Raw genomic sequence first — 24,317 nt, 5'->3', positions numbered from 1 at the left:
TACTCCTTTGCATCTCCTATTCTTTTGTTATTCTTATAAGAAAAAGAACAGGAGATTTTTATATGTTTTATGCAGTGTGGTTAAACGCCAATGAAAATAAGATTTCTAGAATAGAAGATATTACTTATTCCAAAAACAATGATAAATCATACATACAAAAAGAATTAAACTGTGATTATGTAATGGAAGCAACAAACATTTTGAATGTGATAAGTGATGTAAGTTATGATCACCAATTGGATTTTGACGTTTCTTTTCTTTTGGGATTAACCGATATTGTAGAAGAATTTGGTTGGTCGAAACAGAAGATCACAACCTATCGGAATCGAGGTAAATTTCCCGAACCGATTGGACTTATTGGGAAACGACCAGTTTGGTCTAGAGCACAAATCAAGGATTATATGAATAAGAACACATCATAGTAGACCAGTCTTTCACACAAACCAAATATAAAGTGGGAGGGAAATCGCTATGTTTCAGTTTGAAAAGATTAACTCTAGTGAACATAAGAATCTTATTATTGCGTTTCGACGTGATTCGTTTCGAGTAAGTTTTGGTAACGATGATAATTTTGGTGAGGATAAAGAGTACGTTGAGTGGGTTCAAAAATGCTCCGAATGCTATCCAGAAGGGTTTGTTTTAGTGAAACACTTGAACCAGTATGTTGGACAACTTGAGTTACAGATTATGAAATATAAAGATGAAGATATCGGATATGTAAATCTATATTATTTAATTCCATCATACAGAGGAAAAGGCTATGGAAAATATCTTGATGAATATGCCATGAAATTTTTCAATTCAAAGGGGGTAAAAGAATACCATTTAAGAGTTTCTCCAATGAATCAGCAGGCAATAGCATTTTATAAAAAAAATGGAATGAAAGAAGTGGGGTTAGAAGTGGATGGAAAAGTGGTTAGGATGAAAGGTACAGTGATAAATAAATTTGAATTGTCCTCATGAGGTATGATATCAAAAATCAAAGTAACAAATGAAGCCGAAGATAAGAAAATCCTCGGCTTTTTATGATTACATCAATCAAACATGGATTATCCTTTCCTTATTACCTATCTCTTTCCATTTCCTGCTCTTTCGTAAAAGTAATCTCAATGGTTTTTTCTTGTCTCTGACTCCATTGCGTTGGAACAGGGGATATTTTTTCGAAGGATGCCTCTGCTTCTATCCTTGCTTTCCAAGCTTGAACAGCATCCTTCCCTTTTTCTGTTAGATTATATGTTTAACAAAGAGACCTTTCCTTTCTAGAAATCCTTTTAATTCTAACTCTTTCACTAGATAGGAAATTTCTTTTGCATGTAGTGGTAGTCCGATTTTTTTAAAATGGTGCAGATATAGTGACTTGTCTTTATCTAACTGGTAACAGTACTGCAAGATTCTCCATTCATTTTGAGTCATGATATTAATTTCTCCATTTCTCGGACCAGCTTTTCCCCTTTCCCTGTTAACTCATAGTGATCTGAAAAGAAACCTGCATTTGAAATGAGATCCTTTTTCTCCAGTCGTTCAATGAGATAGGCTGTTTCCCCTTTGGTGAACCCTATATTCTCAAGGTTATGAGGGTACAACGACTCTTTTTTGCTTTCCAACTGATGGCAATACAATAACACCATTAGTTCATCACTTATTTTCATATCTTTCCCTCCCTTCTTTATTCCGTGATTTATACAAATTCGTCAAAAAAAGGATAATCACCTTCAAATCTCGAATCTATCAATCTGAATTTCATGCAAATTAATATAAGAGGAGAGATGTCCCAAATGTCTTGGTTGAAAAGTGGTTGGACAGATGCCAAACAGCATGAAGAACTTATGGGTGGTTATGGATGGTTTGATCCAAAAAGCCAGCCAGTAAAAACACTTATGGATCAAAAAACAGTGTCGATATCAAGTTTCTTTACGAAACTGGGCAATTTTTTTCTAGGCTTGAGATAGTTTCATTACCTCGATTTCATTCTCATTTAATTCTATTATTTCTAATTGATTGAAATTAAAATAGTGAATATTTATAATTATATAGAATGGGAATATTTGTAGGAGGTTGATGAATATGAAGAAAATCAAATATGTATATGTACTTCCTATATTGGTATTGGCTTTTACTTTGTTCAATGCTAATAGTGTATATGCCGCTGCTGTCAAAGGAAATTTATCCTTTAAAACCCAACAAGGTACTAAATCATTTTTAGCTCATCCTTTGTACTCCATAAAATTAGAAACAGCCTGTGATGCTGTAGCTCGTCCTAAGGCATACCTTCAACGGTTATCAGGAGGAAGTTGGAAAACAGTAGGTAATGCAGAGATTCCATGTTGGATGTGGGAAGAGAGTTCCGTTACATGGAAGCGTGAGTACAATGGAGGTATACAAGAAGCCTATTATCGTGTGCTTTTTAAAACAAGTGATCATTCAAGAAATACAAATGTTAGTTACAAAATCATATACTAGTCTGGTTGTATTTTTGAACTAGGTACACATATTTGAGCAGTCACTTTGACATACAACCATATATTTGTGGATGAAGGTATTTAAGAATAGATCCTCAGTTCATTAAACTGGGACATCAAGAAAAAATCCGTGGGACAAATAATATTAATATTTAAGGAAAAAGGCGGTCGTACGATCGCTTTTTTCCTTGCAGATAGCACAGGATTTCCTGATTTTAGAAAGAAAATAATAGATGATATAAAAAGAAATCTAGGAGGATTACGATGGATGATAAGCGTGTTTATGTCCGTCTAACTGGACATAAAAAAGAAGTAAGTAAATTAGAAAAAGAAATACAAGAGAATTATCCGATGGTTTCTCCTTGGAATCAAAGAAAACGATTCTTAAAGGAAAATCATATTCGATCTTCTTCCTTTCTTTTTCCAGACAACATTCAAAGAGACAAAAAAAGAAAAGAAGAGCAAGATTTACAAGCTTATCAGGATCAAATTAAACGAGTTGCGGGTGTTCATCAATTTGAAGGTTTTTATTTGACGAATATTAAGCATCGTTATGAAGATGGATATGTCCCTTTGAAACCCGTTATGAACGAGGTGCACATTGGAAGAAAAGAAGATATAGAGGTTGGAAAGACGATTACGATTATCTCATTTGCTAAAAAAATTGCTTTTGCCAATTTTGTGGAACAAGTCTTTGAAAATGTTCGCCGATCCTTATTCCCCTATATACTCCCCTTTGATATTCCCGAAGAACATATTCGACTTGTGAGAGTCTTTCCAGAAGCGCATAAATTAGAAGGTTGGGGAGAAATAGAAATGAATTGGGATAAAGATAGAATGCGTTACTTAGATCCCGATTTCAGCCCACACATAGAAGAAAATGCTTGGTATTTTCAAGCCTATCAGAAAAAAGTGAAGCATTATGCGAATGAGGCACTTACTTACTTTCTAGAAACAGAAATCTCAAAAAAATACAAAGTAGATCCATATGCAGAGGAAGCACATCATCTTTCTTTATCTGATGAAGCCCCTGGATGGTTAGGTCGGTTTGTTTGTCGTGCAAAAACAGAATCAAGTGAGTATGTAAAACATTTGGGCATGCCTTGTATCATAAGTACCTTACTTTATTTGAGTGGGAAACGAAATGAAATGAGAGAAGACTATGATCGTGATTTGATTGAGTTATTTTTAGAAGAAGTTACCCAATTAAAATATCCAGATATCCATGATTGTTATATCGAGCGTTGAAGAAAAAACAACAAGGAGTTGTACTGATTGAATAGAATCGATTTAAAAGTTCCATACGTGCAAAAGGATCAGGCAAAACAACTTGGGGCGCGTTGGGATGGAGAAAATAAAGTTTGGTATTTGGATATGGAAGTTATCTCTGATTTAGAACCATTTTTGAGGTGGATTGTGCATATAGAATTAGAAGAAAATGATCCAACCATCAAAAGTAATGAGTTTTTTATTGCTAAGTCTGTTCAAAGCTGTTGGAAATGCAAAAAGAATACTAGAGTTTACTCTTTCTATCTAGAGGAATACGATTCAATTCATGTACATGATGATAAAGTATTCTGGATGCAGAATGATCTACCAACCATTATTGAGGGTGTGGAGTTTCTGAATCCAGAAGCATTAGAGGCAATGGAAGTAGTCACTGGATCATACTCCAATGATTATAGTAAATTTGCCAGAAGTCGGTATTATATGAATCATTGTGAGAATTGCAAAGCAAAACAAGGTGATTTTTTTCTGCATTGTGAACCTGGAAATGCCTTCTGTCCAGTGACCAAAGATGAAGTTGAGCGCATTACAATATATAGGGGCTAATCCGAGATAACTCCAAAAGCGGCATGATAGATTACAAATAATGTAAGTTGCTGTGTTCAGTAAACTGATGTGACCGTATTAAGTGGTCATTGAATATTGAACAGAGTAACTGAACACACAAAATGGAAAATAAAGTTAATTTTGAAGTTTGATTGTCTTTGTTCAGAAACTCATATCTTTCTGAACACATGAGCTACAAACCCTTATCATTACTGATGTTTACAATTTTTTCTATCTATCGTGCCGTTTTTGGACTTATCTCGGACGACCCCCTATATAAAGTAAATAAACCATTTCGATCCATTGCAAATGTTCCTTTGAGTTTAATATATGAAGATTTCAAAATTACGAAGAGATACAAAATAATAAAAGGGAACAAAGTCGTGAAAGAGGACTTATTTTAAAAAGGATAAACACGCATAATTTAATTGATAAGTGAGGGGATATCAAAATCAGAAGGGAGATAGTTAGTATAGTAAAGTACTTTGATATTGTTCGTACCCCAAGATTAGAAAGTATTCTGCTTCAATATGGTGTGTCTCCGAATCATATTAATCTTATGAAAAGTGAACCTGTCGAAGATCCTAATATTTTCAATGTCTACTACGATTATATTGAGGATAATTTTCATAAACCAATTCTAATTCCAGTTAAAAAGATTGTTGGACTCGCAGATTCAAGGGGAAGAGCAGGGAGTTCATGGTGGAGACATTTGCAAGGAACAGGGAATATGTGCACAACCAGATTGGAAAATCTTTGGAATAGCCTTCAAAGAATAGGACTTCATAACTTCAAAAAAACTTTTGTCGATCCTGATTATGAATGCATTCATGTAAATCATTATTTGGATCATGATGTTTATGTGGTAGATAGTGATGGTAATCATCGGACTACATGGGCGAAAATCATTAAAGCTCCATACATTCGAGCTTATGTTACTTCTTATCGATTGAATAAAGATGCCTATATTCGCTATGAAAGAGATAATATTCAGCGCAAAAAATACAATAAGAAACTTGGTCATTTAAAAGGAAGATTTTTTGCATTGATTCGTGAGTTGGGTTTAACTCATTCAGATTCCAATTTATATTTTCAAGATAAGTTAATCTCTAAGGACTTTTCTTTTCCTGATTTCCAATATTGGGATATTGATTTTAGTTTTAAATTTGCTCAAGAGCAGATATCTGAGTATTGTCAGATTATTTCTCAAGTACGCACCTTAAAAATGTATATTGAAAAGTTGAAATTTCCAGTAAGAATGTTTGTTTTATGGTGTTGGAGAATTGAACAAGTCAAACAGCTCTTTCGTGACAATTATGTAAATTTAATGAGTTTTACGATTTTCTTTAAATTACTGTCTGCACAAGAAAAAAAGAGGGGATGAAAATGGAGATAGATGAAGAATACATTAACGTTGAACTAGCTAATCAATTTACTGTACATGATAGATATGTCGATAAATTTCAGTTTAATCATTTTTGTGATAGAAGTTATCATCAGTATTCAATTGTCTATATTGTAAATAAGAGTGGTTGGTTTAATAATGACCAGAAAATCAGTTTAGAGGTAAGTGGGTATATATTTTATCAAGGTGAAATGATTCGTAATCATCGATGTATTTTTACCAGACCATTTGAACTAGGCACAGAAACAGCAGAGATTTTAGATATTAATTTAGGGATGCATGGCAAACACAACAGTAGAGGCATTGGAACCAATTTAATTTCAACTATCTGCACTGTTTTAAGAGGATATGGAGTAAAGAAGGTCCAAGCGTACTTAGTCTCAAATGATTTTGATAGAAAAGATCAGTTGTATAATTTCTACATTAACAAGAATGGATTTGAACTAAAGCAGGAGTTGACTGAGGATTCTGCTGGATTAGTTGAAAAGAGCTTGGATGGCTCTTGTAATATCAGTGCATATACAAAATGATAAATTTAGTAGCCACCTGAGAAAGTGATTTTATTGTGTCTGTACAGCTCATGGGGGTTTTCTATTATCGAAACACGGTCATTTGATCGTGTTTTTTGTCTATATTGCGTTATTCGAAGATAAAGGCGCTATATGGAGATTTTTATATCTTATATACCTTATGGCATTACCATGTATCACAAAACCTATCAGAATAGCTCATATTAGATATTTCACATACAGGGAGTTGATTGAATGGTTCCAATTCTCAAAAAAGGCGACACAATTCAATTGAAAGATGGTCGAAGAGGAGTTGTATTCTACATCAATAGAAGAATTAAGCATTACCAGGTGATGTGCAGAGATGATTATCATGAGCTTGTGCCGTTTGAGGATGTGCAAGAGAAAGCCACCGGATAAAAAGGTTATTTTTTATTTTTTAGAATATTGATTATCTTTCCTATCCCCAATATAATTAACATGTGTGTTGTTAAAGCGTGTCTTAACTGCTTTTAAGTCATTAGATCCACTCCTTTCGTTTTGGTGATGTACGAGAGGGGCAGGTCAAAATGGTAACTTGGACGGAATTAATACAATTCCTAATGTTACTTGTGGCAATAGTTGCGTTATGTGTTAAAAAGGGGTAGCCTTCGGGCTGCTCTTTTTATTTCCTATGCGTTTGCAAAGGTACTCCTTTACAAACGGATCGAAACATGTACGATTATCCGTTTATTTATTCATATAATATATCTTTAAAAACGCCTTTCTGATAATTGACCTTTATAAACTATTTTGATAATATTCAGATAAAAGGGGGCCGTTTTTGTGGGGATTCATTTTGGATATGTGAGAGTTTCGACAAAGGAACAGAATTTGGACCGACAGTTCGTTGCGATACAACCCTATGTGACTGCGGATAAATATATTTACAGTGATAAAGCTAGTGGAAAAGATATGGANCGAGATGGATTCCAAAACATGCTGAAAGCCATNCGTGAAGGGGATACGCTTTATGTAAAATCGATTGATCGACTTGGACGCACGAAAGATGGGATTAAACGATACCTAGAGTATTTTAAAAAAGAAGGAATAAGAGTCAAGATTATTGATCTTCCTACCACCATGCAAGATGTTCCCGAAGGTCAAGATTGGGTAATTGATATGATTAATAATATTATTATTGAGGTTTATACTACTTTGGCTCAACAGGAAAGGGAAACGATTAAAATACGTCAAGCCGAAGGGATCGCAGTTGCAAAATCCAAAGGGAAACATCTAGGTAGGCCACAAGTAAACCTGAACGTTTTGACAAAAGAGCAAAAGCAAATACTATCTGTCCATTATCCTCGATGGAAAAACAAAGAAATCACAGGTGTGGAATTCGCTACCTTGTTAGGATTAAAAAAGAATTCCTTTTACAAGATCATCAAAGAACATGAAACCAAATTATTCTAGAACCAGCATCCGACGACTGAGGGGTAACGAATCCATATAATGGAATCTATCTGACGGACTAGAGCGCGAAACGTTTCATTGGGCCTAAAATCAGGTGCCCCCTTGCACGTTCACAAGGGGGCTTTTCTGACCTCTCAACTGGGAAGAGTACTAGCTCCGACGATCACGACGGGAGCTGCCACCCACCTGAGTTACACGTGCGTTTCCGCTGGCCTTTGCCACCTGGGTGACATTGCGTCCGGCTTCGGCCACCTGAGTGACCTCACCGTCGCCGTCGATCTCAGCGATCTGGGTGACATCGCCCTCCTCGTTGATCGAGGTGGTAGCAGTGCCATTCCCACGCAGAAGATTGATGAGCCGTCGCATGATTTTTCCTCGATTCAACTCACTGAACAGGTCATGGTGTACTCGGATGAGCAAACCTATTGTAAATTATATACTGTACACTGCATTTTGCACATCCCCTGGAAATGTTCATTAGGAATCAGTCGAACAGAAAACCGGAATAAGCCTTATCGGCAATAGGACAAAACCAGCAGTGTCACGAAGTGCAATTTGTCCAATAAAATAAATGGGATCTATCTGACGGACTAGAGCAAGAACCCTGTCACTGGGCCAAATAAAAATGACTTGAGGCTGCACATGCAACTCCAAGTCATTTTTCCAATTATTAGGTAAATGGCACCAAAATCGGTTTTCGCTCCCTCTACCCCTGATAGGTGAAGTGGGCCAAATATATTAAGTCTTGAATAAACGACGGACCGGCTGGAGTCTAACTCCAGCCGGTTGTGATTCGAGGGGGATCTGGGGATTAGCCCTCGTCGGGGTCGGGGACTTCGGTCCTCTCGACCGTGCCGGCGTGGTCCTCTCCTGCGACCGTCTCCGCGTCCTCGCGTCCACCCATAAGAATTGCTCCTTATGCAAGTGATAGGCCTTGTACCTATCGACCGTCTAAATTCTAATTGATTCTTTACCCGAAAGCAAGTATTTTTTGTATTTTAGATAAATTTAAATTACTCATTTTTTCGCTATCATTTTCCATTATCTGGTCAAATTGCGCTTTATGACACGGATGCTGGTTCTAGGCCTTATAAGATCATCAATGAACATGAAGCAAAATTGGGATAAACCCAGCATCCGGAGACTGAGGGACAACGGTATGCTATACGGTATACTATGGGTAATACTATAGTAGTAATTTTGAATGAGAGTTGGTAATATAGAGTCATCATCAACCGCATGATGACATAAAAAATAGAAGCGGCTCGACCCCGCTCCTATTTTCTGAGTTACATCAATCCGATAGTGGCTATGAGTAACTCCATAATCAGTACAGTAAAAGTAAGGACTGTCTCTAAAGATAGTTCTTTCTTTTTGCGCTTTTTTCTGCTTTTGCGCATTATCTCACCTCCTTTTGAAGGAGATGGAATCTATTATAATTCATCTCTAAATCTGAGTGTAGTATTTAAAAAAATTAAAATTTTGATTTTTTTACTTATGATATGAGAATAAACATTCGCAAAAATGCATTATGGGTGTTTTTGCACATCCCCCCGAAAAGGTGGAATATCGAATTTTCTGAACATCATAATGAGGGTGTCTGTGAAGGAAACTCGCAAATGAAGATGTATTTTATTTCCAGAGTGGCACCTCAATGTGCGAATCGGTGCCTTACCCCATTTATGTTTCATCAGTCCAGTGACAGGATTCTTACCATAGACCGCAAAGTAATAGGTTGATACATTGAATCTATGTGACGGATCAGAACACGAACCGTCTCACTACTCCAAGTCAGATGATCAAGAAAATTATGTAAGATTTGCATAGGGTTTTTCCTCTATTTATCGAATTAGTAAACACAGGAAGGAACTTGGGGGCAATATGTTGATTAAAGGGGAGATTAACTTTGAACGAAAGACAGAAAGAGCTTAGATTGGAGAGACTTCCGATATGGAATAAAATGATTAAATCAATTTTCCCATATGGAATCCCAAGTCAATGCGAATGGACTAATCTTGATGATATTACTTCAGTACTAAACTACATTGGACAATATAGTACAACACAAAAAGCGTTGAACCATATGTTTTATCCTACAGGTGGAGGTATGGATTTAACTGGAGCCTATCTATCTAATGAAAGAGAGTGCTTAGAGCTAGGCACCGATGGGCAAACATATATTGTGAAACCTAAACAATTATCATTTCACTCCATTAATAAAGATCCAGATTGGATGTATTTCCGCTTAGACACGCATAATTTGCAGCCTAGTGGAGTCTATGATTATGGTGAAGATGAAGAAAAAGAGGAAGTTACAGAAATTTCCCCTAATGCTTACTTTGGCCGAGGTGTCTGGGATCATGGATACTTTGATTATGATGATGGTAAAGGAGAAGTAAGACTGAAGAGTAATGCCAGAGTTGTAACTAGGTTCTTTCGTGGATCTATTGTTATCTTCTGTAAGTTTTCCCTTTACAACCTTGTTCAAGGACCTACATTTAATGCATATGATGCAACTCATAATAAGTATGGTAATGCAGATTTTAGAAAACTCATTTCCGATATGAGTGACATTACATCCAGAACTACTTTATAAGGGTAGAATCAGCAAACGGCGACTGAGGGGCAACGGAACCATATACTGGGAATTAATAATTGATGAAATGGTTACACAGCAATGGGAGAAATCCGAATAATAACCACGTCTGGCAACTTTGAAAATGTCATCAAAAAGGAGCTAGTTATTTTCAATGGGTATTGACTACGAAGGCATCGCTAAGTTACTAAAATCCTCCAAACCATCAGGAACACGCCAAAATTTAAGAAGCTTTCGAAATACTGATTTTTACTTCAAATTTAATAAGGATACGAAGACGGTTCATATTCTAGATGCTTGCGGTGGTACGAAGTGCGCCACCGTTACAAATACTATCGAAGATGTGCAAGATCAGATATGCAAAGATTCAGGAATTAAATTACCCGAATGGAGATGGGTTTTTTACTCACCTGATGGTTTTGTAACTGAATTCTTACGAGATAGTACAAGGTTTGGTAGTTTTGGCAGAGACCGAATAAAAGACGCAGACTTTACGGTGGATCTAGAATACTACAGAGTAATGAAAGAGATTCAAAAGTTTACGGATTATTGATCGGCATATTGAAACATAAATGATTTACTTGGGGTACGGAACCGATTCTCACATTGACAGGTAGAACCAGCATCCGGCGCCTGAGGGGTAACGTAGCCATATAATGGAATCTATCTGACGGACTAGGGGTTTAGGGAGCAAACGAACAGAAAACTGGAATAGACCTTATCGGACATTAACAGTGCTGAGTTTTTAGAGGAAACAGCTTAGAAGGGATAGAACCAACAATATATAGGAAAACGAAGGAGTACATCCTCACTTTTTTTGGAAACGGGCGATCGGCTAATGTCTTTTTTGGACATCAGCCGATCGTTTGCCCCCATGGGAGCTTGAGGTGAGGTCACCGAGCGCCGCGACAATGGCCGCTGCAGTAGATGGACCGGCACTGCCGGCCGGTGCTGCGCTCGTGGGAGTGCACGCGGTTCCGTCGACAGTTCGGGTATCCACATTCCACAGGAATCTACCTCCAAATTTTGCAGGAACCTCAAATCAGGAGTTACCTGAGAGATTGACCTACGGTGTAATACAAATAATAGCACAATTGTGTTACTATTTGTATTTAATTCTCAAGTGGAGACATAGATTCAGTGTCTTTTGAACATCCGATAAGTATTGTTATCGGATGTTCAAAAGCGGCACAATAGATAGAAAAAAATTGTAAAAAAATTGAAGAGGCCCTTTCGGGGTTTAGGGATCAGTCGAACAGAAAACTGGAATAAATAGGGGTCACCGTTCCCAAAAAAGAAAATTGTACGTTAAGCAGATTTACATCGTAGAACTACACTTCTACGATGTAAATTGAGCATATCGGACCAAGTGGGGCAGGAAAAACAACCTATTTACCCTAGAAATTTTCATCGTAGAATGTCTCGGCTTAGATGAAAAGCCCTTATTTTACTGAATCCGCTCCTTAACGTACAATTTTCTTTTTTGGGAACCGTGACCCCATACTGCCAAGAGTTAGGTTTTCCTGAGAATGAGGTGGATTTTGTAAAAGGATTGAAATCATGGATGACTCAAGTTTTCCAGAAAATAGATAACGAATTCCCGGATAATGAGCATGTTAGTATCACCGAAGAAGGAAAATTGGTATTAAAAAAAGTGAAGAAACGTAAGTATAACAAGTCAATGAAGGAACTAGAGGAGATGATGAAAGAACGCCTTCCGGAAAGAAATTTGATGGATATTCTCTGCAATGTAGAACATTGGATAAATTGGTCCCGTCATTTTGGTCCAGCCTCCGGCTCTGACCCAAAGCTAAAAAACCCCCGTGAACGGTATATCTTGACTACCTTTGCGTACGGATGTAATTTAGGACCTGTCCAAGCTGCTAGACATATGCGGGAGGATGTAACTGGAAGTGCTCTCTCTTATACCAATCAAAGGCATATCACAGCAAATAAGATTGATCTAGCGATGAAGGATATCATCAACCATTACCATCATGGCTTTGACTTACCCAGGTTGTGGGGAACTGGAAAATCCGCCGCTGCGGATGGCACTCCTTATAACATTTATGAAGAGAATCTCTTAGCCGAATATCATATTCGCTATGGAATCTATGGGGCAATTGCCTACCATCACTTGGCTGATAATTACATCGCCTTGTTAAGTCATTTTATTCCTTGTGGGGTATGGGAAGCCGTTTATATTTTGGATGGGTTACTAAAAAATGAATCCGATGTGCAACCAGATACCCTTCATGCAGACACGCAAGGGCAATCGACACCTGTATTTGGTCTATCTCATCTACTCGGTATCAAACTGATGCCACGAATTCGGAATTTCAAAAAACTTACTTTCTTTCGTCCAAGCCCGGAAACGAAGTATAAACACATCGACTCTTTCTTTAGTGAGTCGATCGATTGGGATTTAATCCAATTGCATTGGAAAGATCTTTTCCGTGTGGTTCTCTCCATCAAACACGGAAAAATATCTTCTGCAATGTTATTAAGAAAGCTAGGAAACTATAGCAAAAAAAACAAACTCTATCAGGCATTTCAGGAACTAGGACGTGTGATTCGTACCATTTTCTTGCTCCAATACATTGCAGATATCCATCTTCGTAGAACGATTACGGCAGCAACAAACAAAGTAGAGGCTTATAATGGATTTTCCAAATGGATATGCTTTGGTGGTTTTGGAATCATTGCCAACAATGACCCGGAACAACAAGAGAAAATTATAAAATATGGAGACTTAGTTGCAAACGCCATTATTTTTCAAAATGTTGTGGATTTAACAGAAGTGATACGACAGTTAAGAAAGGAAGGATATCCAGTAAACCCAGAAGATCTAGCTGCATTGAGCCCTTATCTGACCGAACATATTAAACGATTTGGTGATTATGTCATAGATTTGGAAAAACAACCCCAACCTTTTGATGGGAAATTAAAATTGGAGTTGGAAAGTGCTTGATGGAAAGGGCCTTTGCGCCATTTTTACAATTTTTTCTATCTATCGTGCCGCTTTTGGACTTATCTCGGACGATCCCCTTCTGAGAAGTTTCAGGAGGTACTTCTTAATATACCTTTTCGGGGGGATGTGCAAAAACACCCAAGCTGTATTCCGGAAATTGATAGCTTCGTTTATTACTGCGTTCATTATAGTTGCTATAGGTTTAATTTCTATTTATTATGGCGATCCAGTATCCTATGAATATTCACTTTCCTCTTTTGATGAAGGTGTATACTTTTGGGCTTATCTTCTCTTTATTATAGGTGGGAGTACTTCACTACTCTCTGATTTGATTACTTGGAAACTTCCTTTACGACGAAAAAGAACTGTTGCAGCTATGATCCATTTAGCACCTATTGCATTTTTCAATGAGTTTAACCAATCTGATATGGTTATGTTTTTTATTTACTTAACAATTGCTTTCGTCTTTTGGATAATGGATGAGTTGATTCGGTTTTATCAAAAAAATTGCGATAAGTGTCTCAAACGAGTATATAACAACATTCATTTAAAGAAGGCGACATGAATTGGTTTTTAAGCGAATTTATCAAGTCTTCTATTACAAAAAACGACCTAATTAGTCGAAAAGCAATACTAGATAAGTTAAACCAGCTCTAATGAAGGGCTGGTTGTTTTTTTACATATTATGTAAACTATCTGACGGACTAGAGCAGCAACCCTGTCACTAGGCCAATATCAACGTGTTCGGTAAATCGGATATAGCAACTTTCTAAAGGTATTCGGTAAAGAATTTGCTTCTATTCCAAGCGTTTTTCTTTACCGAATATCATTTCTGTAAAGCTATTGCACCGTATGACAGGGACGCTGTAATTACCCCTACATGGAACGGATTGTCATTCCAACTACATCGTATTTTGTGTATCCTGTTTCTTTCGCGAGTTTATTAACCATTTTTCGCTCATCTTCAAGTAACCAGTAGGTAGAGCGCACCCTTTGGGGTATGTGAACGGTTCGGGGAATGAGGGGCCACATCTGAAAATTTTTCCAATTCCCTTACTTGATGATGGCCTTTTAGGGGCAGTGACAGGATTGCTGCCATAGACCGCAAAGTAACGGGATTTTTGCCCATCCCCTCGAAAAGGGGTAGTGAGATGGTTTGTCGTTCGGATGCTGGTTCTGGCCTTTGGTCAAAATTTCAGATTTGCCCTATGTTGCTAATAGTATATATATAGTAATTACCCTATAGGGGTAAGTCCGAGATAAGTCCAAAAACGGCCATACAGATAGAAAAAAATGTAAACAATGCGGATACACACGAATTAAACGGTACTTATTGGCTCTTTGCTTAAGGAGTTTAGCCAATTTCTATATCCAATTAGTTTGTATCCATTATAAATACATACCAATTATTTTTCCTAGATTCCAAAGGATATTGAAAATTAATAGTCTATAGTTCAAACTAAAGAAAGAGCCACACCCTTGTCCTTTAGTAAGAAGCCTAATATGATCTGCACTATTTATTGGAGGAATGCAAATGGCTACAAACACTTCCAAAATTCGAATCAATGCGCCAAAAGAAAAAGTATGGTCTGCACTTACAAAACCCGAACTAGTTAAGGAATGGCAATACGGTAGTGATCTAATCACCGATTGGCAGGTTGGAAGCGATATTCGTTTCCGGAACGAATGGGAAGGCACTATTTTTGAACAATGGGGTAAAGTTTTGGAGGTAGAACCTTTTGACAGATTAAGTTACAACCTCTTTGCGCCTAGACCGGACTTAGAAGACAGACCCGAGAATTATTTCATAATGAACTATATACTAACTGAGAAAGATGATTATACTTTATTGACGATTGAACAACTAGATAATAGACCAGAGACCGATCTTCAGGAATCGGATGATAATGAATCACCGATTTTGACTGCATTGAAAAATCTCGTGGAAACAAATTAATTCTTCTATAATAAAAAAGGAAAGCAGCTACTTTTCTACCAATATTGTTTATCTGGGAGTTGTATTTCCTGTTCAGATGAAGTAATCTTATAAACCCCGATTTCTTAGTTTAAATACTGAGAAATCGGGGTTTTACAATTTTTTCTATCTCTATGGCCGTTTTTGGAGTTATCTCGGACTACCCCCTTATAGACACGTGACAGGGTTGCTGCTCTAGTCCGTCAGATAAATTCCATTTATTGGGCAAATCACACTTCGTCGTTCAGTTGCTGGTTTTGCTCCTTGATTAGCATTTAAATTCAAATATATTTTTTTCTATATGTATTGCTCTATCAGATGTTTTGATAATAATATCGAAATGTTGACTGTACATATGCATAAACACCTCGTACTGAATCCTACGTTCTTCATGAGATTGACTTAAATAATGAATATCGGTTCCTCTTTCAATAATATCACGGTTCGACCTTCTCATTAATTCCGTTTCATCATCTGTATAAAAGTAAATTTTCAAATCAAATAATCCTGGATTAATAAATGCAACGCTCATCCCTTCTACAATTGTTACCTTGTTTTTTGAAGAGATTAACTCGCTTTTCTTGTAATGCGCATCAAGTGTATATAAATCTAAACCAGCTCTAACCATCTGAACATCTCTTTCTAAAGAAGATAAATGATGCGCTGATGGATGGCAAGCCGTCATTTTATAGCGATGAGTTTCGTTCTGATATGTATAGTCGATGATTGCATGCTTTCGTAGGTTTGAGCTAACAATATATGGATCTGTATTAATATGATTTACTTCATTTTGATTTAGTAGGTTTACGATCCTATTGGCAAATGTTGTTTTTCCAGCAGCACCATGTCCTGAAATGCCAATAACAATCTTTTCATCATTTATTTTGACCCAATTTATGATTTCTTGTAATAACTTATCCATCGCTCTCTCCCTTTTACTATATTGCCTATAATATAAACATAGTAAATATTCGCATCTATCTTCTCAGAGTAGACGGAATAAACCTTAACTGAACCTTATTTCATTGTCTAAATATACTATAGTGAATCTTATATCTTCTTTCATCAACCTCCGCCCAAGTTTGGCCAGAAATTTTTCTTTTGGGATAGATACGGGCAAGGTAAAGATCACACTATCATCCCTTTCCTTAAAATCTTCATCATTGTATCGAACCAAGTTACCAATTTTGATTTTAGGAATGGCATATCGCTCAATATAACGGTATGCTGTGGCACTGTACCCAAATTTGTTTAATAAATCTCTCATGCTTACAATCTTTTGAGGCACCTCCATTATTTGCACTTGTCGAGATGACTCATCTCTAACATGGGAAGGATCAGTACAAATTGCCAGATTTAGAAACATGGCTTCTGAAGACAATTCTTTTTTTTCTGCCCAATATTCCAATCTCTCTAAAACATCTTCACTTAAATCAGAAAACCGATAAGCATCCCTTGTAATCACCCAATGAGCCTGATCCAATAAAAATTCCTCAAAATCCGCTCGATTATATAGTCGACGTTTTGTAAATAAAGGGACAAGATCCTCATCATCTATTTCTGATGTGAACAATATATTTCTAGCTCTTTCCGTGATTCCGATCCGACGTAGGGTAGATGTAAACTTTCTATGTGCAGTCTGATAGTTGCACCGTAGATAGTCGGCAATCTCTTCCGTGGAAAGGTTGTACCCCTCCCTCATATATTCACGATAGTCATCCGCAATCTCCTCGGGATTTCGATCTTGTCCGTCTATGATGATGAGCTTGTCTATTTTTTTTAGATCATCTAAGGTCCATCGCTTTTTCAAACCGACTCACATCCTATATGTATATTATGTACAATATAGTATAAACTTTTTGGAAAGGACTTACGAAGGGAAAACACAATGTTTTTTCCTTGGTAAAACTCTATTTGCTTATAGCATAAATATAGTATCTATCCATTCTGTCCTCAAAGATGCACAACCAGGGTAATAACCCTATGTAAAAAAATAATGATCAATCCCTTGATTTCATAAGGGACTGATCATTAACTGAAAGCTTGTGATGAAGATTCTTTTGGTTCAACAGGCAAAGCATCCAATGCCCATTTATATCTAGAAAGTGAAATATCAGGATCTGCCCACTCCATACGATACAAAAGGTCAGCAGGTATTTTTTTACCTGATTTGATCCAGACATGAGTAGAAAACTGCTCATGATCCATTTTCAGGTCCAACCGTCTTTTTAATAATGTTTTGCCAACAATGACAGGGAAGCTATTGTGAAACTCTTTCATCCCTGGAACTTGTGATGCTTTTTGTTTCAATTTTTGCATATCCGATCCTAATTTTCTTCTCATTCCTCATCCTCCTCAGTTTCCAGATAGTGGTGAGGGTTCCGTAGAAAGTCCTGAAATATTTTATCACTTTCTATACAATACCGATCAAATGCAACATCACTTTTTTCTTTTTTCAACAAGGCCCTAGTAATGAAAATAACGGTCTTGCCTTGATAGTTTGCCTCAAAAAAGATAATCCGAAACGCATAAGATGGATTTCCATCTACATAATGATTATACCTCAATTCAATCAAAGGTATATGGTATTTTAGTTCTTTAAATATCCGGCGACTTGTAATCGTGGACCGATTTCTCCGCTGGAATATAAAATTATAATTATCGGGGTCCTCTGGTACACCTGCTATTTCCAAGTGATCAAGGATCAATGACACATAATATGAAATATCAGCCATTACGGGATCTGTCTTGCCTCGCTCATAGATCGTATCAATGGTGTGCAGTGCTTGGCTGTATCCCTGTTTATCATATACAAACTCAATTATTGCCACTCATTGTCATCCTTCCCTCTTTTTCGTCCCACTACTCCTTATTTTTAAAGATATACCAAAATATTCTATTCTTCTAATATACACTTACTCTTAGATTGATGGATATGTGGTTTTATTCCTTATGGGTAGCCTCAAACTCTTTAACCTTTCGGTAAAACGTCGCTTTTGTTAGCCCTAACATATTCATACATTTAACCGCAGTAATCTCCCCAGCTTTCCAGCGCTTATAATTAATGTCCCAATCTTTTGGAAACTCGATAGATGGACGACCAAATTTAACGCCTTTCTTTTTAGCTGTTGCAATACCCTCTGCCTGTCTCGAGCGAATTTCTTCCCGTTCTTTTTGAGCAAATGCGGATAGTAAGGTTAAAACTATTTGCTGTATGGCTTTCTTCATCACATCATCATATTCATTACTTGTGTTTAACATTGGCTCTTTCACGAATCGCAGCTGTATACCATTATGAACCAACCAGTTATATTCCTTTACTGTATCGTCCATATTCCGACCCATACGAGTTATCGAATCGAATATAACAACATCTCCCTCACGCAGCACTGCTTTTAACGCTTGATATTTGGGACGCTCGAAATCCTTTCCGCTTGCTTTATCGACAAAAATATCACGATCAGCAATACCTTCTTTTTTCATGGTTTCGATTTGGCGTGTCTCGTTTTGATCTTTTGATGAGACTCGTACATAAGCGAAAGTTTTCATTGTTTCAAAACACCTCGAACCAATTTGATACATTTATTATAGTTTTTTAGTATCAATAGGTCAATCATATTTTTGGTACGCATCAAAAGTGTTTTTATAGTTATTTGATACGTTATAAACATGAGTGAATCAAGGGTCACTAATCCGCCTCAAAAAGTATACTTTTTGAGACTGACCCAGTTAGAGGAATTGAGCCACATATGTAAAAGTATTTTCTAAAATGAATACTGGTGGTGTTAGTATGTCAAAGTATACATGGTGTTTACATTGTGAAACGGTTCATCTTACGAAAAGCTGGGAGCAACACGGGAAAGAAAAAGGAGATACAATAGATGCAGTTCATGGCTTATGTCCGAACTGCGTAGCTGGTGGTTTCTTAGATGGTTGGAGATGGTCGGAGTTAGTAAAGTATAATGGTTATCCAAAAGAGCCAAAAATAGGCCATGAATATCCTTTATACCCAACTGACGAGCAAAAGAAGTTACTATCCAGTTAGTCGTTGTTATAGGGGTACCGGGGAGATACGTGTAAAAATGAGACATAGTCTAGGAATATTTCCCAATCACTTTTAAAACGCTGATGAAACGGGGATTTCTGCAATATGTCATAGAAATTGTATTATGTGACACTTATGAAGCCTATCTGGGTTAAAAAACCTTATGAATTCGTTATTTAACTAGCGAAAAAAGCGACATAGAACTCGGTGAATGGAAATAATCAACAACTTATGTCCTAACTCCTCCGAAAAACAATCCTTTCCTAAAAGGAAAAACAAGCGATTATGTAGTATTTCATTTAGAGGTGAGTATTATGGACATTACAAAATTTACAAAGTCCCAACATTTCGAAGAAATTTATGTGAGCTCTAATGCTGGATATTATATACCATTATCAAATCAACTCAGTGAACGCCTAGAGAAACAACTGAGTAAAAACAAATTCGCTGAAATACATCAAGTTATAACAGGAAAAGATAATCATTTTATAGTTATCTTTAATATATACAACTAACCGCCAAAAGGCGGTTTTTATCTTACTCTTATACTTTCCCTTCCAAAAATGATTGGTGAATATTCCCTGCCTATGTCCTATTTTTACTCTTATCTTCCCTGAACCCCGTCTACATGATAAATAGGAGACACTTCACGAAACCATTCTCTATCGGATTCCAAAGATCCATATTCAAATTCACGAAAAGGGATATTCTCCCGACAAGGCCCTCCTAATAATTCAAACACTGGAACTTCAAATATTTTGGCTTTTATATCCCAAAGGGCGCAATCAAGCGCCCCTAAAGCCATCATCCATATTCCTGTTCTTCCGCCAAATTGAGTAGAAAATACTTTATTCCAAATCTGCTCTATTGCAATAGGATTCAAACCTTTGATTGTCTCTCTAAAGGTCGCTAGTTGGACCGCAACAGATGATTGTCGTATCGATCCATAGAATCCGGATATCCCCTTATTCGTGGACACTTCCAGAAAATACGCTGATACAAACTGATCCTCATAAGGTACTGTTACATAATCAATGGACAAGTCCGTAATTTTTACACTGTTTACTTCCATCCAACAATCACATTGATTGTGATATGATCTTCAAAATGATTTTCTGGACTAAATGTCTGCAATGCATCTCTTACTTCACGATCGAATTCGGGCAATTGGTCACCAAATAATTCTTTTGCTGCAAAGGAAGAAGAGTAGAGATAACCCATGATCCTTTCTAGATCCCAGGTCTGAACAATGGGATACTTTAACATCTCTACATTTTTAAAACCTTCCTCTTTCACTACAATTTGATGGGATGGTTTTCGATTCATTACTTCTGATCCACGTCTTTCAAGCCCTAGATATTTTTTTACAATATCGATCATGATTTCTTGCCATTTTTCTCTTCTTGCCCAGAAGCTTCCCATCCCCCAAATGGCAATTCCCCCAACATCTGTTAGAAGCTGATGAGCTTTTTGTAATACCAGCCTACGATCCATCCAATGCAAAGAGGAAACACAGGTAACAAGTTGGAATGATCCTAACTTTTCACTAATGTCTTCTGCTCTCATTAATTGAAACTGAACATTGTCAGCCTTTTCCCTGTCTTTCTGAATACAAGCTGCTTTATACATGTCTTCATTTGGGTCTACTCCGATTGCTTCGTGAAAACGATGCCTCATATCTAGTGTAACTGTACCTGGTCCACAACCTAGATCGAGAAGCCTACCAGAACCATCTACATGAAAAGAATCTAACAACTGATCTAAAAATATTTTCGGATATCTAGGGCGATATTGCACGTATTCATCCACCAAACCTGTGAAAACGACTGAAGAATTTCCCATGTCTTTATTCATTTTTACCATCCTATCTCAATCATTGGTTTTCCATCGTGGCGACTACGCGCCCAGATCTGAATTAGATATTTTATTCTAAGTTAATTTGAGTTACTTCTATTAATATAAGAACAAGGAGTCCCGCTAAGGACAGAAACTAGTAAAAAGACTAGCTTTCTACCCCTCTAAGGGTGATAAGCTAGTTTTTTTATGATTCATATACTAGAGGTAGAGGGATTATAGGCCCAGTGACAGGTATATTCCATTTATTGGGGAGAATCCGCGTTTTGACAGCGGGACCCCAACAAGGTTTTCTCCAAATAGAGAAGTCCATTTTATTTGATTATGAATTGAATTGTAATATCTCATCCAAATTATTCCAATTGTTTTGTAGCCATTCAATCTCTTTTGAGAAACGTTGAGGAATATCTTCATCTTTTTCAATATTAGATTTAATCCACCAGACTGATTCTCTACACCATAAAAGTTTGAGGGAACGGACCATGTCATCTAATTGAAACTCATTTATGGTTTCTGGGGTCTAGGAAGCAGTGGAACAGGAAACCGGAATAAGCGTTACTGGCAATAAAAAAGGAACAGTGATAGGTAAAATCACTGTTCTAATCATGAATTAGACTTCGTAGTTTCCCATATGGAGAGATAGTAAAGGAACCGCTAAATTAAAGGATATTGCCCAACAACTCAGTATTCCAGATTCCCGTGTCCGGAAGTGGAAAACAGAAGATAAGTGGGAAGACAAAACAAAAGGAGCGCTCCTAAAAAAGGTGGAGCATCAAAGGGTAATCATGCAAACAGGAAAAATTGAGTTAAATAAGCGAAAATAGGATATCAAAACGGATATGCATAATACTGTAACAATTACCTATAGAATGTTTTCTTTTCATGCAGTAGAATTTATTTCACGGGAATATCATTTCCCCATCGAACTACCTCGGAGAAAAACTTGTCTGGTACCAATGGCCATGTCGGTAAGGCGTTCTCGAAGGATACGGACTGTCCTGAGGAAGTCCCTGGGAAGACCCAGAGGGCTATCAAGATTCTGAGGGAATCAAGGCAGAACACGAACCATCCGCTACTTCTGGCAGCTCTGGGCAAGAAGAAGCCCGCATCGGATGAGTGACAACTAGCTCCTGAGGGAGTGACCTGCTGATGTCTTCGGATGTCAGCAGGTCGCACTACTTTTACAACAAAAAGCGTGGGTTTCCCCACACTTGTGATATACTCTGTTCTAACATCAAAACTCTCTCAATTTTCTGGCTGGCTATCGCTGGTCAGGCTTTTTTGTTTGCTTTTCTGGTTTCGCTTGCATCACACGTTCATACATGGAACGGATTGCCATTCCAACTACATCGTATTTTGTGTATCCTGTTTTCTTTCGCGAGTTTATTAAACATTTTTCGCTCATCTTCAAGTAACCAGTAGGTAGAGCGCACCCTTTGGGGTATGTGAACGGTTCGGGGAATGAGGGGCCACATCTGAAAATTTTTCCAATTCCCTTACTTGATGATGGCCTTAGGGGCAGTGACAGGATTGCTGCCATAGACCGCAAAGTAACGGGATTTTTGCCCATCCCCTCGAAAAGGGGTAGTGAGTGGTTTAAGCTGTAACAATAAAAATGCGACAAGAGGATGGACCTCTTGTCGCACTTACCTTTCAAGTACTATGTAGTATCTATTTAATAAATACCTAAGTAATAACATAAAGCTACAAACTCATGAATTCTTTTAGATCCATATTTATTTGTACAAATAACTCATCTAAGGTTTTTGGGTATTTTGTCTTATTCAATATAAAATCTTCTGTTTCCATATCTATTGTTAAAAAATCATAGGTGAGATCAGAAAGAACAGAGATTGAAGTCGTAAAATTATTTGAGGATATAATGAATTCTATCTTATTCTCACCATATTTAAATAAATCTTCTAGCAATAATCTATTTCCAGATCCATCTATAAAATAATTTATAAACTTTTCTATCTCATTAAACAAATTAATCATCCTTTATTTTGGTTTTGTAAATATATGTTTTATATTTTCACCAATAGGTGGTGGGAGTGTTATTCCTTTCTTTTGAGCATACTTTAGTTGTATATTATTTTTAGATTTAACTAGAGCCCATCCCAATTCTTCATTTTTTATAGACAACAGAGATGAGTCAACATCAAATTCTACATAGTAATCACCTTTATTGGCTTGTTTTATATATCCCCCCTTCCCTTTGGTTAAAACATTCGTTCTGGGTATAACACCTGTTTCTACAAATTCATTATATTCGTTCTTAGACATCCACTGTCCTACCCTTTTCGAGGAAGAAACAGTAGATTTACTTACCCCTCCAACTACATTCTTAACAGTTCCCACAGCAAAATTTATTACAGACATTCCAGCTTTCGTAAATCCTGCTGCGATTAATCCTCCTCCAAATGCTGCTATTGGAGCCCCCAATTCTAAACCTAATGTCATTAAATATCCAGCTGCAAATGCGGTGCCCGCTACCTTTGCTGTTTGCGCTGTACGACGGAGGTCTTGAGATGTAGCGTTTCTTACACATACTCCTGATTTTGACATTGTATAGCTTTGACATTTTACTGCTGGCGGCTTCGCTACTGGTTTTGGCTTCGGTTTTGCTTTCGCTTTTGGCTTTGGTTTGGGCTTCGGCTTCTTATGATTCCTTGCCTGTAAGGAGTTGCTATGCTGGTTGGCTCGTTTCATCTGGGACTTGCTTGCTTTCTTCCCTTTTCCACTCGGATGATACAGTTGTCCCGTTGCTGCTACATACATTTGGACTGCATCTCCACCATCATCCCCATTGTATAGTGGGATATGTCCGTCTTGGTCCGAGAAATCTACGGGATTTCCACCTGCATACGAATACAGGTTATTTGTCATCGTGTCCATGACCAAGCCTTTGTTGGTTACCGAATCATTATAGGAGTCGGGGGACAAGAAGCGTCCTAAACTTGGGAAGTAGTCTCGGAATCCGAGGTCGTAGGACTGCGTGTTGGCATCCCAGGGCTGTCCTCCATAACGATAATCGTTATAGGCTGCTTTATCTGGCTGAGCAGAATCAGGCTTATCTACCCCCGTAAACATTGTCAGATCGTCTTCACCATATGGATTGTATCCATAGGTTGCTTTCACACTGCCATTTTCATCAGTCAGCATTTCTACATCGACATCGGTGTTGTACTGGTAGTAGGAATGCTCCCCTGTGT

The 24,317-nt window shown here is 37.3% G+C and carries 30 protein-coding genes and 1 pseudogene; 17 read left to right on the top strand and 14 right to left on the bottom strand.

The features are described from left to right. The first annotated feature begins 62 nt into the window (after window positions 1-62). Both A3GQ_RS0121390 and A3GQ_RS0121385 read left to right on the top strand, forming a co-directional pair. A complete protein-coding gene (locus A3GQ_RS0121390; protein WP_028778762.1) occupies window positions 63-422 on the top strand; it encodes a helix-turn-helix transcriptional regulator in 360 nt (119 codons plus the stop codon). Between the two features lie 49 nt (window positions 423-471). Further along, complete coding sequence (locus tag A3GQ_RS0121385; RefSeq protein ID WP_028778761.1) at window positions 472-963, top strand: GNAT family N-acetyltransferase; 492 nt, start codon at window positions 472-474, stop codon at window positions 961-963. 261 nt (window positions 964-1,224) lie between these two features. Here the strand turns inward: A3GQ_RS0121385 and A3GQ_RS0121380 are convergent, their stop codons facing one another. Further along, window positions 1,225-1,413 carry a hypothetical protein gene (locus A3GQ_RS0121380; RefSeq protein ID WP_028778760.1) on the bottom strand — a complete coding sequence of 63 codons (189 nt, stop codon included), beginning with the start codon at window positions 1,411-1,413 and terminating at the stop codon, window positions 1,225-1,227. Beyond that, complete coding sequence (locus tag A3GQ_RS0121375; protein WP_028778759.1) at window positions 1,410-1,649, bottom strand: hypothetical protein; 240 nt, start codon at window positions 1,647-1,649, stop codon at window positions 1,410-1,412. The genes A3GQ_RS0121380 and A3GQ_RS0121375 overlap by 4 nt, the downstream gene beginning before the upstream one ends. A gap of 126 nt (window positions 1,650-1,775) precedes the next feature. Between A3GQ_RS0121375 and A3GQ_RS27495 the strand changes: the two genes are divergently transcribed. The 8 genes from A3GQ_RS27495 (at window position 1,776) to A3GQ_RS0121335 (ending at window position 7,661) form a co-directional block, all read left to right on the top strand. Next, window positions 1,776-1,949, top strand: a complete 174-nt coding sequence (locus A3GQ_RS27495; RefSeq protein WP_156877883.1) for a hypothetical protein — start codon at window positions 1,776-1,778, stop codon at window positions 1,947-1,949. 115 nt (window positions 1,950-2,064) lie between these two features. Then, a complete protein-coding gene (locus tag A3GQ_RS0121365; RefSeq protein ID WP_028778758.1) occupies window positions 2,065-2,460 on the top strand; it encodes a hypothetical protein in 396 nt (131 codons plus the stop codon). 263 nt (window positions 2,461-2,723) lie between these two features. Next, complete coding sequence (locus A3GQ_RS0121360) at window positions 2,724-3,707, top strand: hypothetical protein (protein WP_028778757.1); 984 nt, start codon at window positions 2,724-2,726, stop codon at window positions 3,705-3,707. A 27-nt stretch (window positions 3,708-3,734) separates the two neighbouring features. After that, window positions 3,735-4,292, top strand: coding sequence for a DUF5710 domain-containing protein (locus A3GQ_RS25275; protein ID WP_051272218.1), 558 nt, complete (start codon window positions 3,735-3,737; stop codon window positions 4,290-4,292). A gap of 730 nt (window positions 4,293-5,022) precedes the next feature. Beyond that, window positions 5,023-5,676: a hypothetical protein gene (locus A3GQ_RS0121350; RefSeq protein WP_169818322.1), complete on the top strand. Its 654-nt coding sequence runs from the start codon at window positions 5,023-5,025 to the stop codon at window positions 5,674-5,676. 2 nt (window positions 5,677-5,678) lie between these two features. Continuing rightward, window positions 5,679-6,227 carry a hypothetical protein gene (locus A3GQ_RS0121345; RefSeq protein ID WP_028778755.1) on the top strand — a complete coding sequence of 183 codons (549 nt, stop codon included), beginning with the start codon at window positions 5,679-5,681 and terminating at the stop codon, window positions 6,225-6,227. A 234-nt stretch (window positions 6,228-6,461) separates the two neighbouring features. Beyond that, a complete protein-coding gene (locus A3GQ_RS27490; protein WP_156877882.1) occupies window positions 6,462-6,626 on the top strand; it encodes a hypothetical protein in 165 nt (54 codons plus the stop codon). A gap of 405 nt (window positions 6,627-7,031) precedes the next feature. Then, the gene (locus tag A3GQ_RS0121335; protein ID WP_028778754.1) at window positions 7,032-7,661 is read left to right on the top strand and encodes a recombinase family protein; all 630 of its coding nucleotides are present in this window, start codon (window positions 7,032-7,034) and stop codon (window positions 7,659-7,661) included. Window positions 7,662-7,811: 150 nt separating this feature from the next. Here the strand turns inward: A3GQ_RS0121335 and A3GQ_RS0121330 are convergent, their stop codons facing one another. Together A3GQ_RS0121330 and A3GQ_RS27485 are read right to left on the bottom strand one after the other, a co-directional pair. After that, window positions 7,812-8,027 carry a hypothetical protein gene (locus tag A3GQ_RS0121330; RefSeq protein WP_028778753.1) on the bottom strand — a complete coding sequence of 72 codons (216 nt, stop codon included), beginning with the start codon at window positions 8,025-8,027 and terminating at the stop codon, window positions 7,812-7,814. Between the two features lie 111 nt (window positions 8,028-8,138). Further along, window positions 8,139-8,303 carry a hypothetical protein gene (locus A3GQ_RS27485; protein WP_156877880.1) on the bottom strand — a complete coding sequence of 55 codons (165 nt, stop codon included), beginning with the start codon at window positions 8,301-8,303 and terminating at the stop codon, window positions 8,139-8,141. A 1,264-nt stretch (window positions 8,304-9,567) separates the two neighbouring features. On the opposite strand from A3GQ_RS27485, the gene A3GQ_RS0121315 reads away from it, so the two are divergent. The 5 genes and pseudogenes from A3GQ_RS0121315 (at window position 9,568) to A3GQ_RS0121290 (ending at window position 15,185) form a co-directional block, all read left to right on the top strand. Next, on the top strand, window positions 9,568-10,257 hold the full coding sequence (locus A3GQ_RS0121315; RefSeq protein ID WP_028778752.1) for a hypothetical protein: 690 nt from the start codon (window positions 9,568-9,570) through the stop codon (window positions 10,255-10,257). Window positions 10,258-10,411: 154 nt separating this feature from the next. Next, complete coding sequence (locus A3GQ_RS0121310) at window positions 10,412-10,810, top strand: hypothetical protein (RefSeq protein ID WP_028778751.1); 399 nt, start codon at window positions 10,412-10,414, stop codon at window positions 10,808-10,810. 939 nt (window positions 10,811-11,749) lie between these two features. Beyond that, window positions 11,750-13,228 (top strand): annotated as a pseudogene (locus A3GQ_RS25270) (transposase); the annotation flags it as partial. Window positions 13,229-13,352: 124 nt separating this feature from the next. Beyond that, window positions 13,353-13,793 carry a hypothetical protein gene (locus A3GQ_RS0121295; RefSeq protein WP_028778749.1) on the top strand — a complete coding sequence of 147 codons (441 nt, stop codon included), beginning with the start codon at window positions 13,353-13,355 and terminating at the stop codon, window positions 13,791-13,793. Window positions 13,794-14,762: 969 nt separating this feature from the next. Next, the gene (locus A3GQ_RS0121290; protein ID WP_028778748.1) at window positions 14,763-15,185 is read left to right on the top strand and encodes an SRPBCC domain-containing protein; all 423 of its coding nucleotides are present in this window, start codon (window positions 14,763-14,765) and stop codon (window positions 15,183-15,185) included. A 286-nt stretch (window positions 15,186-15,471) separates the two neighbouring features. Here A3GQ_RS0121290 and A3GQ_RS0121285 read toward each other — a convergent pair whose 3' ends face one another. From A3GQ_RS0121285 to A3GQ_RS0121265, 5 genes are all read right to left on the bottom strand, one after another. After that, on the bottom strand, window positions 15,472-16,125 hold the full coding sequence (locus A3GQ_RS0121285; protein ID WP_028778747.1) for a uridine kinase family protein: 654 nt from the start codon (window positions 16,123-16,125) through the stop codon (window positions 15,472-15,474). Between the two features lie 84 nt (window positions 16,126-16,209). Then, on the bottom strand, window positions 16,210-17,013 hold the full coding sequence (locus tag A3GQ_RS0121280; RefSeq protein WP_028778746.1) for a hypothetical protein: 804 nt from the start codon (window positions 17,011-17,013) through the stop codon (window positions 16,210-16,212). Window positions 17,014-17,234: 221 nt separating this feature from the next. Beyond that, a complete protein-coding gene (locus tag A3GQ_RS0121275) occupies window positions 17,235-17,546 on the bottom strand; it encodes a hypothetical protein (RefSeq protein WP_028778745.1) in 312 nt (103 codons plus the stop codon). Beyond that, entirely contained in the window at window positions 17,543-18,034 is a 492-nt protein-coding gene (locus A3GQ_RS0121270; RefSeq protein WP_028778744.1) for a hypothetical protein, read from the bottom strand. The genes A3GQ_RS0121275 and A3GQ_RS0121270 overlap by 4 nt, the downstream gene beginning before the upstream one ends. Before the next feature lie 112 nt (window positions 18,035-18,146). Next, window positions 18,147-18,752 carry a recombinase family protein gene (locus A3GQ_RS0121265; RefSeq protein WP_028778743.1) on the bottom strand — a complete coding sequence of 202 codons (606 nt, stop codon included), beginning with the start codon at window positions 18,750-18,752 and terminating at the stop codon, window positions 18,147-18,149. Between the two features lie 241 nt (window positions 18,753-18,993). Here A3GQ_RS0121265 and A3GQ_RS0121260 point away from each other — a divergent pair, with 241 nt between their 5' ends. Continuing rightward, window positions 18,994-19,248: a hypothetical protein gene (locus A3GQ_RS0121260; RefSeq protein ID WP_028778742.1), complete on the top strand. Its 255-nt coding sequence runs from the start codon at window positions 18,994-18,996 to the stop codon at window positions 19,246-19,248. Window positions 19,249-19,852: 604 nt separating this feature from the next. Here A3GQ_RS0121260 and A3GQ_RS0121250 read toward each other — a convergent pair. Both A3GQ_RS0121250 and A3GQ_RS0121245 read right to left on the bottom strand, forming a co-directional pair. Beyond that, complete coding sequence (locus tag A3GQ_RS0121250; RefSeq protein WP_028778740.1) at window positions 19,853-20,320, bottom strand: enolase-like domain-containing protein; 468 nt, start codon at window positions 20,318-20,320, stop codon at window positions 19,853-19,855. Beyond that, window positions 20,311-21,102, bottom strand: coding sequence for a class I SAM-dependent methyltransferase (locus A3GQ_RS0121245; RefSeq protein WP_028778739.1), 792 nt, complete (start codon window positions 21,100-21,102; stop codon window positions 20,311-20,313). The genes A3GQ_RS0121250 and A3GQ_RS0121245 overlap by 10 nt, the downstream gene beginning before the upstream one ends. A gap of 629 nt (window positions 21,103-21,731) precedes the next feature. On the opposite strand from A3GQ_RS0121245, the gene A3GQ_RS28420 reads away from it, so the two are divergent. Continuing rightward, window positions 21,732-21,926: a phage terminase small subunit-related protein gene (locus tag A3GQ_RS28420; protein ID WP_083964359.1), complete on the top strand. Its 195-nt coding sequence runs from the start codon at window positions 21,732-21,734 to the stop codon at window positions 21,924-21,926. A gap of 437 nt (window positions 21,927-22,363) precedes the next feature. On the opposite strand, the gene A3GQ_RS27480 is transcribed toward A3GQ_RS28420, so the two are convergent. The 3 genes from A3GQ_RS27480 to A3GQ_RS27790 form a co-directional block, all read right to left on the bottom strand. Further along, window positions 22,364-22,507: a hypothetical protein gene (locus A3GQ_RS27480; protein WP_156877877.1), complete on the bottom strand. Its 144-nt coding sequence runs from the start codon at window positions 22,505-22,507 to the stop codon at window positions 22,364-22,366. Between the two features lie 299 nt (window positions 22,508-22,806). Further along, window positions 22,807-23,091 (bottom strand): hypothetical protein, encoded by a 285-nt coding sequence (locus A3GQ_RS0121220; protein ID WP_028778737.1) that lies wholly within the window; start codon window positions 23,089-23,091, stop codon window positions 22,807-22,809. Window positions 23,092-23,103: 12 nt separating this feature from the next. Beyond that, window positions 23,104-24,317, bottom strand: a 1,214-nt coding sequence (locus tag A3GQ_RS27790) for an RHS repeat-associated core domain-containing protein (protein WP_037465812.1), incomplete at its 5' end; no start/stop codon positions are given.

Origin of the sequence: Shimazuella kribbensis DSM 45090 (assembly GCF_000428065.1) — a bacterium.
GTDB lineage: Bacteria > Bacillota > Bacilli > Thermoactinomycetales > Thermoactinomycetaceae > Shimazuella > Shimazuella kribbensis.
The sequence above is the reverse complement of the archived record's forward strand: the minus strand, read 5'-3'. Positions and strand labels throughout refer to the sequence as shown.

Coding starts and splice junctions, on each gene's coding strand:
- A3GQ_RS0121385 (WP_028778761.1), top strand. CDS start 472: ATGTTTCAGTTTGAAAAGATTAACTCTAGTGAACATAAGAATCTTATT.
- A3GQ_RS0121245 (WP_028778739.1), bottom strand. CDS start 21,102: ATGAATAAAGACATGGGAAATTCTTCAGTCGTTTTCACAGGTTTGGTG.
- A3GQ_RS0121290 (WP_028778748.1), top strand. CDS start 14,763: ATGGCTACAAACACTTCCAAAATTCGAATCAATGCGCCAAAAGAAAAA.
- A3GQ_RS0121390 (WP_028778762.1), top strand. CDS start 63: ATGTTTTATGCAGTGTGGTTAAACGCCAATGAAAATAAGATTTCTAGA.
- A3GQ_RS0121360 (WP_028778757.1), top strand. CDS start 2,724: ATGGATGATAAGCGTGTTTATGTCCGTCTAACTGGACATAAAAAAGAA.
- A3GQ_RS0121310 (WP_028778751.1), top strand. CDS start 10,412: ATGGGTATTGACTACGAAGGCATCGCTAAGTTACTAAAATCCTCCAAA.
- A3GQ_RS0121275 (WP_028778745.1), bottom strand. CDS start 17,546: ATGAGAAGAAAATTAGGATCGGATATGCAAAAATTGAAACAAAAAGCA.
- A3GQ_RS0121260 (WP_028778742.1), top strand. CDS start 18,994: ATGTCAAAGTATACATGGTGTTTACATTGTGAAACGGTTCATCTTACG.
- A3GQ_RS0121350 (WP_169818322.1), top strand. CDS start 5,023: ATGTGCACAACCAGATTGGAAAATCTTTGGAATAGCCTTCAAAGAATA.
- A3GQ_RS0121265 (WP_028778743.1), bottom strand. CDS start 18,752: ATGAAAACTTTCGCTTATGTACGAGTCTCATCAAAAGATCAAAACGAG.
- A3GQ_RS0121250 (WP_028778740.1), bottom strand. CDS start 20,320: ATGGAAGTAAACAGTGTAAAAATTACGGACTTGTCCATTGATTATGTA.
- A3GQ_RS27480 (WP_156877877.1), bottom strand. CDS start 22,507: ATGAGCGAAAAATGTTTAATAAACTCGCGAAAGAAAACAGGATACACA.
- A3GQ_RS27490 (WP_156877882.1), top strand. CDS start 6,462: ATGGTTCCAATTCTCAAAAAAGGCGACACAATTCAATTGAAAGATGGT.
- A3GQ_RS0121295 (WP_028778749.1), top strand. CDS start 13,353: ATGTGCAAAAACACCCAAGCTGTATTCCGGAAATTGATAGCTTCGTTT.
- A3GQ_RS0121365 (WP_028778758.1), top strand. CDS start 2,065: ATGAAGAAAATCAAATATGTATATGTACTTCCTATATTGGTATTGGCT.
- A3GQ_RS0121330 (WP_028778753.1), bottom strand. CDS start 8,027: ATGCGACGGCTCATCAATCTTCTGCGTGGGAATGGCACTGCTACCACC.
- A3GQ_RS0121375 (WP_028778759.1), bottom strand. CDS start 1,649: ATGAAAATAAGTGATGAACTAATGGTGTTATTGTATTGCCATCAGTTG.
- A3GQ_RS0121380 (WP_028778760.1), bottom strand. CDS start 1,413: ATGACTCAAAATGAATGGAGAATCTTGCAGTACTGTTACCAGTTAGAT.
- A3GQ_RS27495 (WP_156877883.1), top strand. CDS start 1,776: ATGTCTTGGTTGAAAAGTGGTTGGACAGATGCCAAACAGCATGAAGAA.
- A3GQ_RS0121285 (WP_028778747.1), bottom strand. CDS start 16,125: ATGGATAAGTTATTACAAGAAATCATAAATTGGGTCAAAATAAATGAT.
- A3GQ_RS0121345 (WP_028778755.1), top strand. CDS start 5,679: ATGGAGATAGATGAAGAATACATTAACGTTGAACTAGCTAATCAATTT.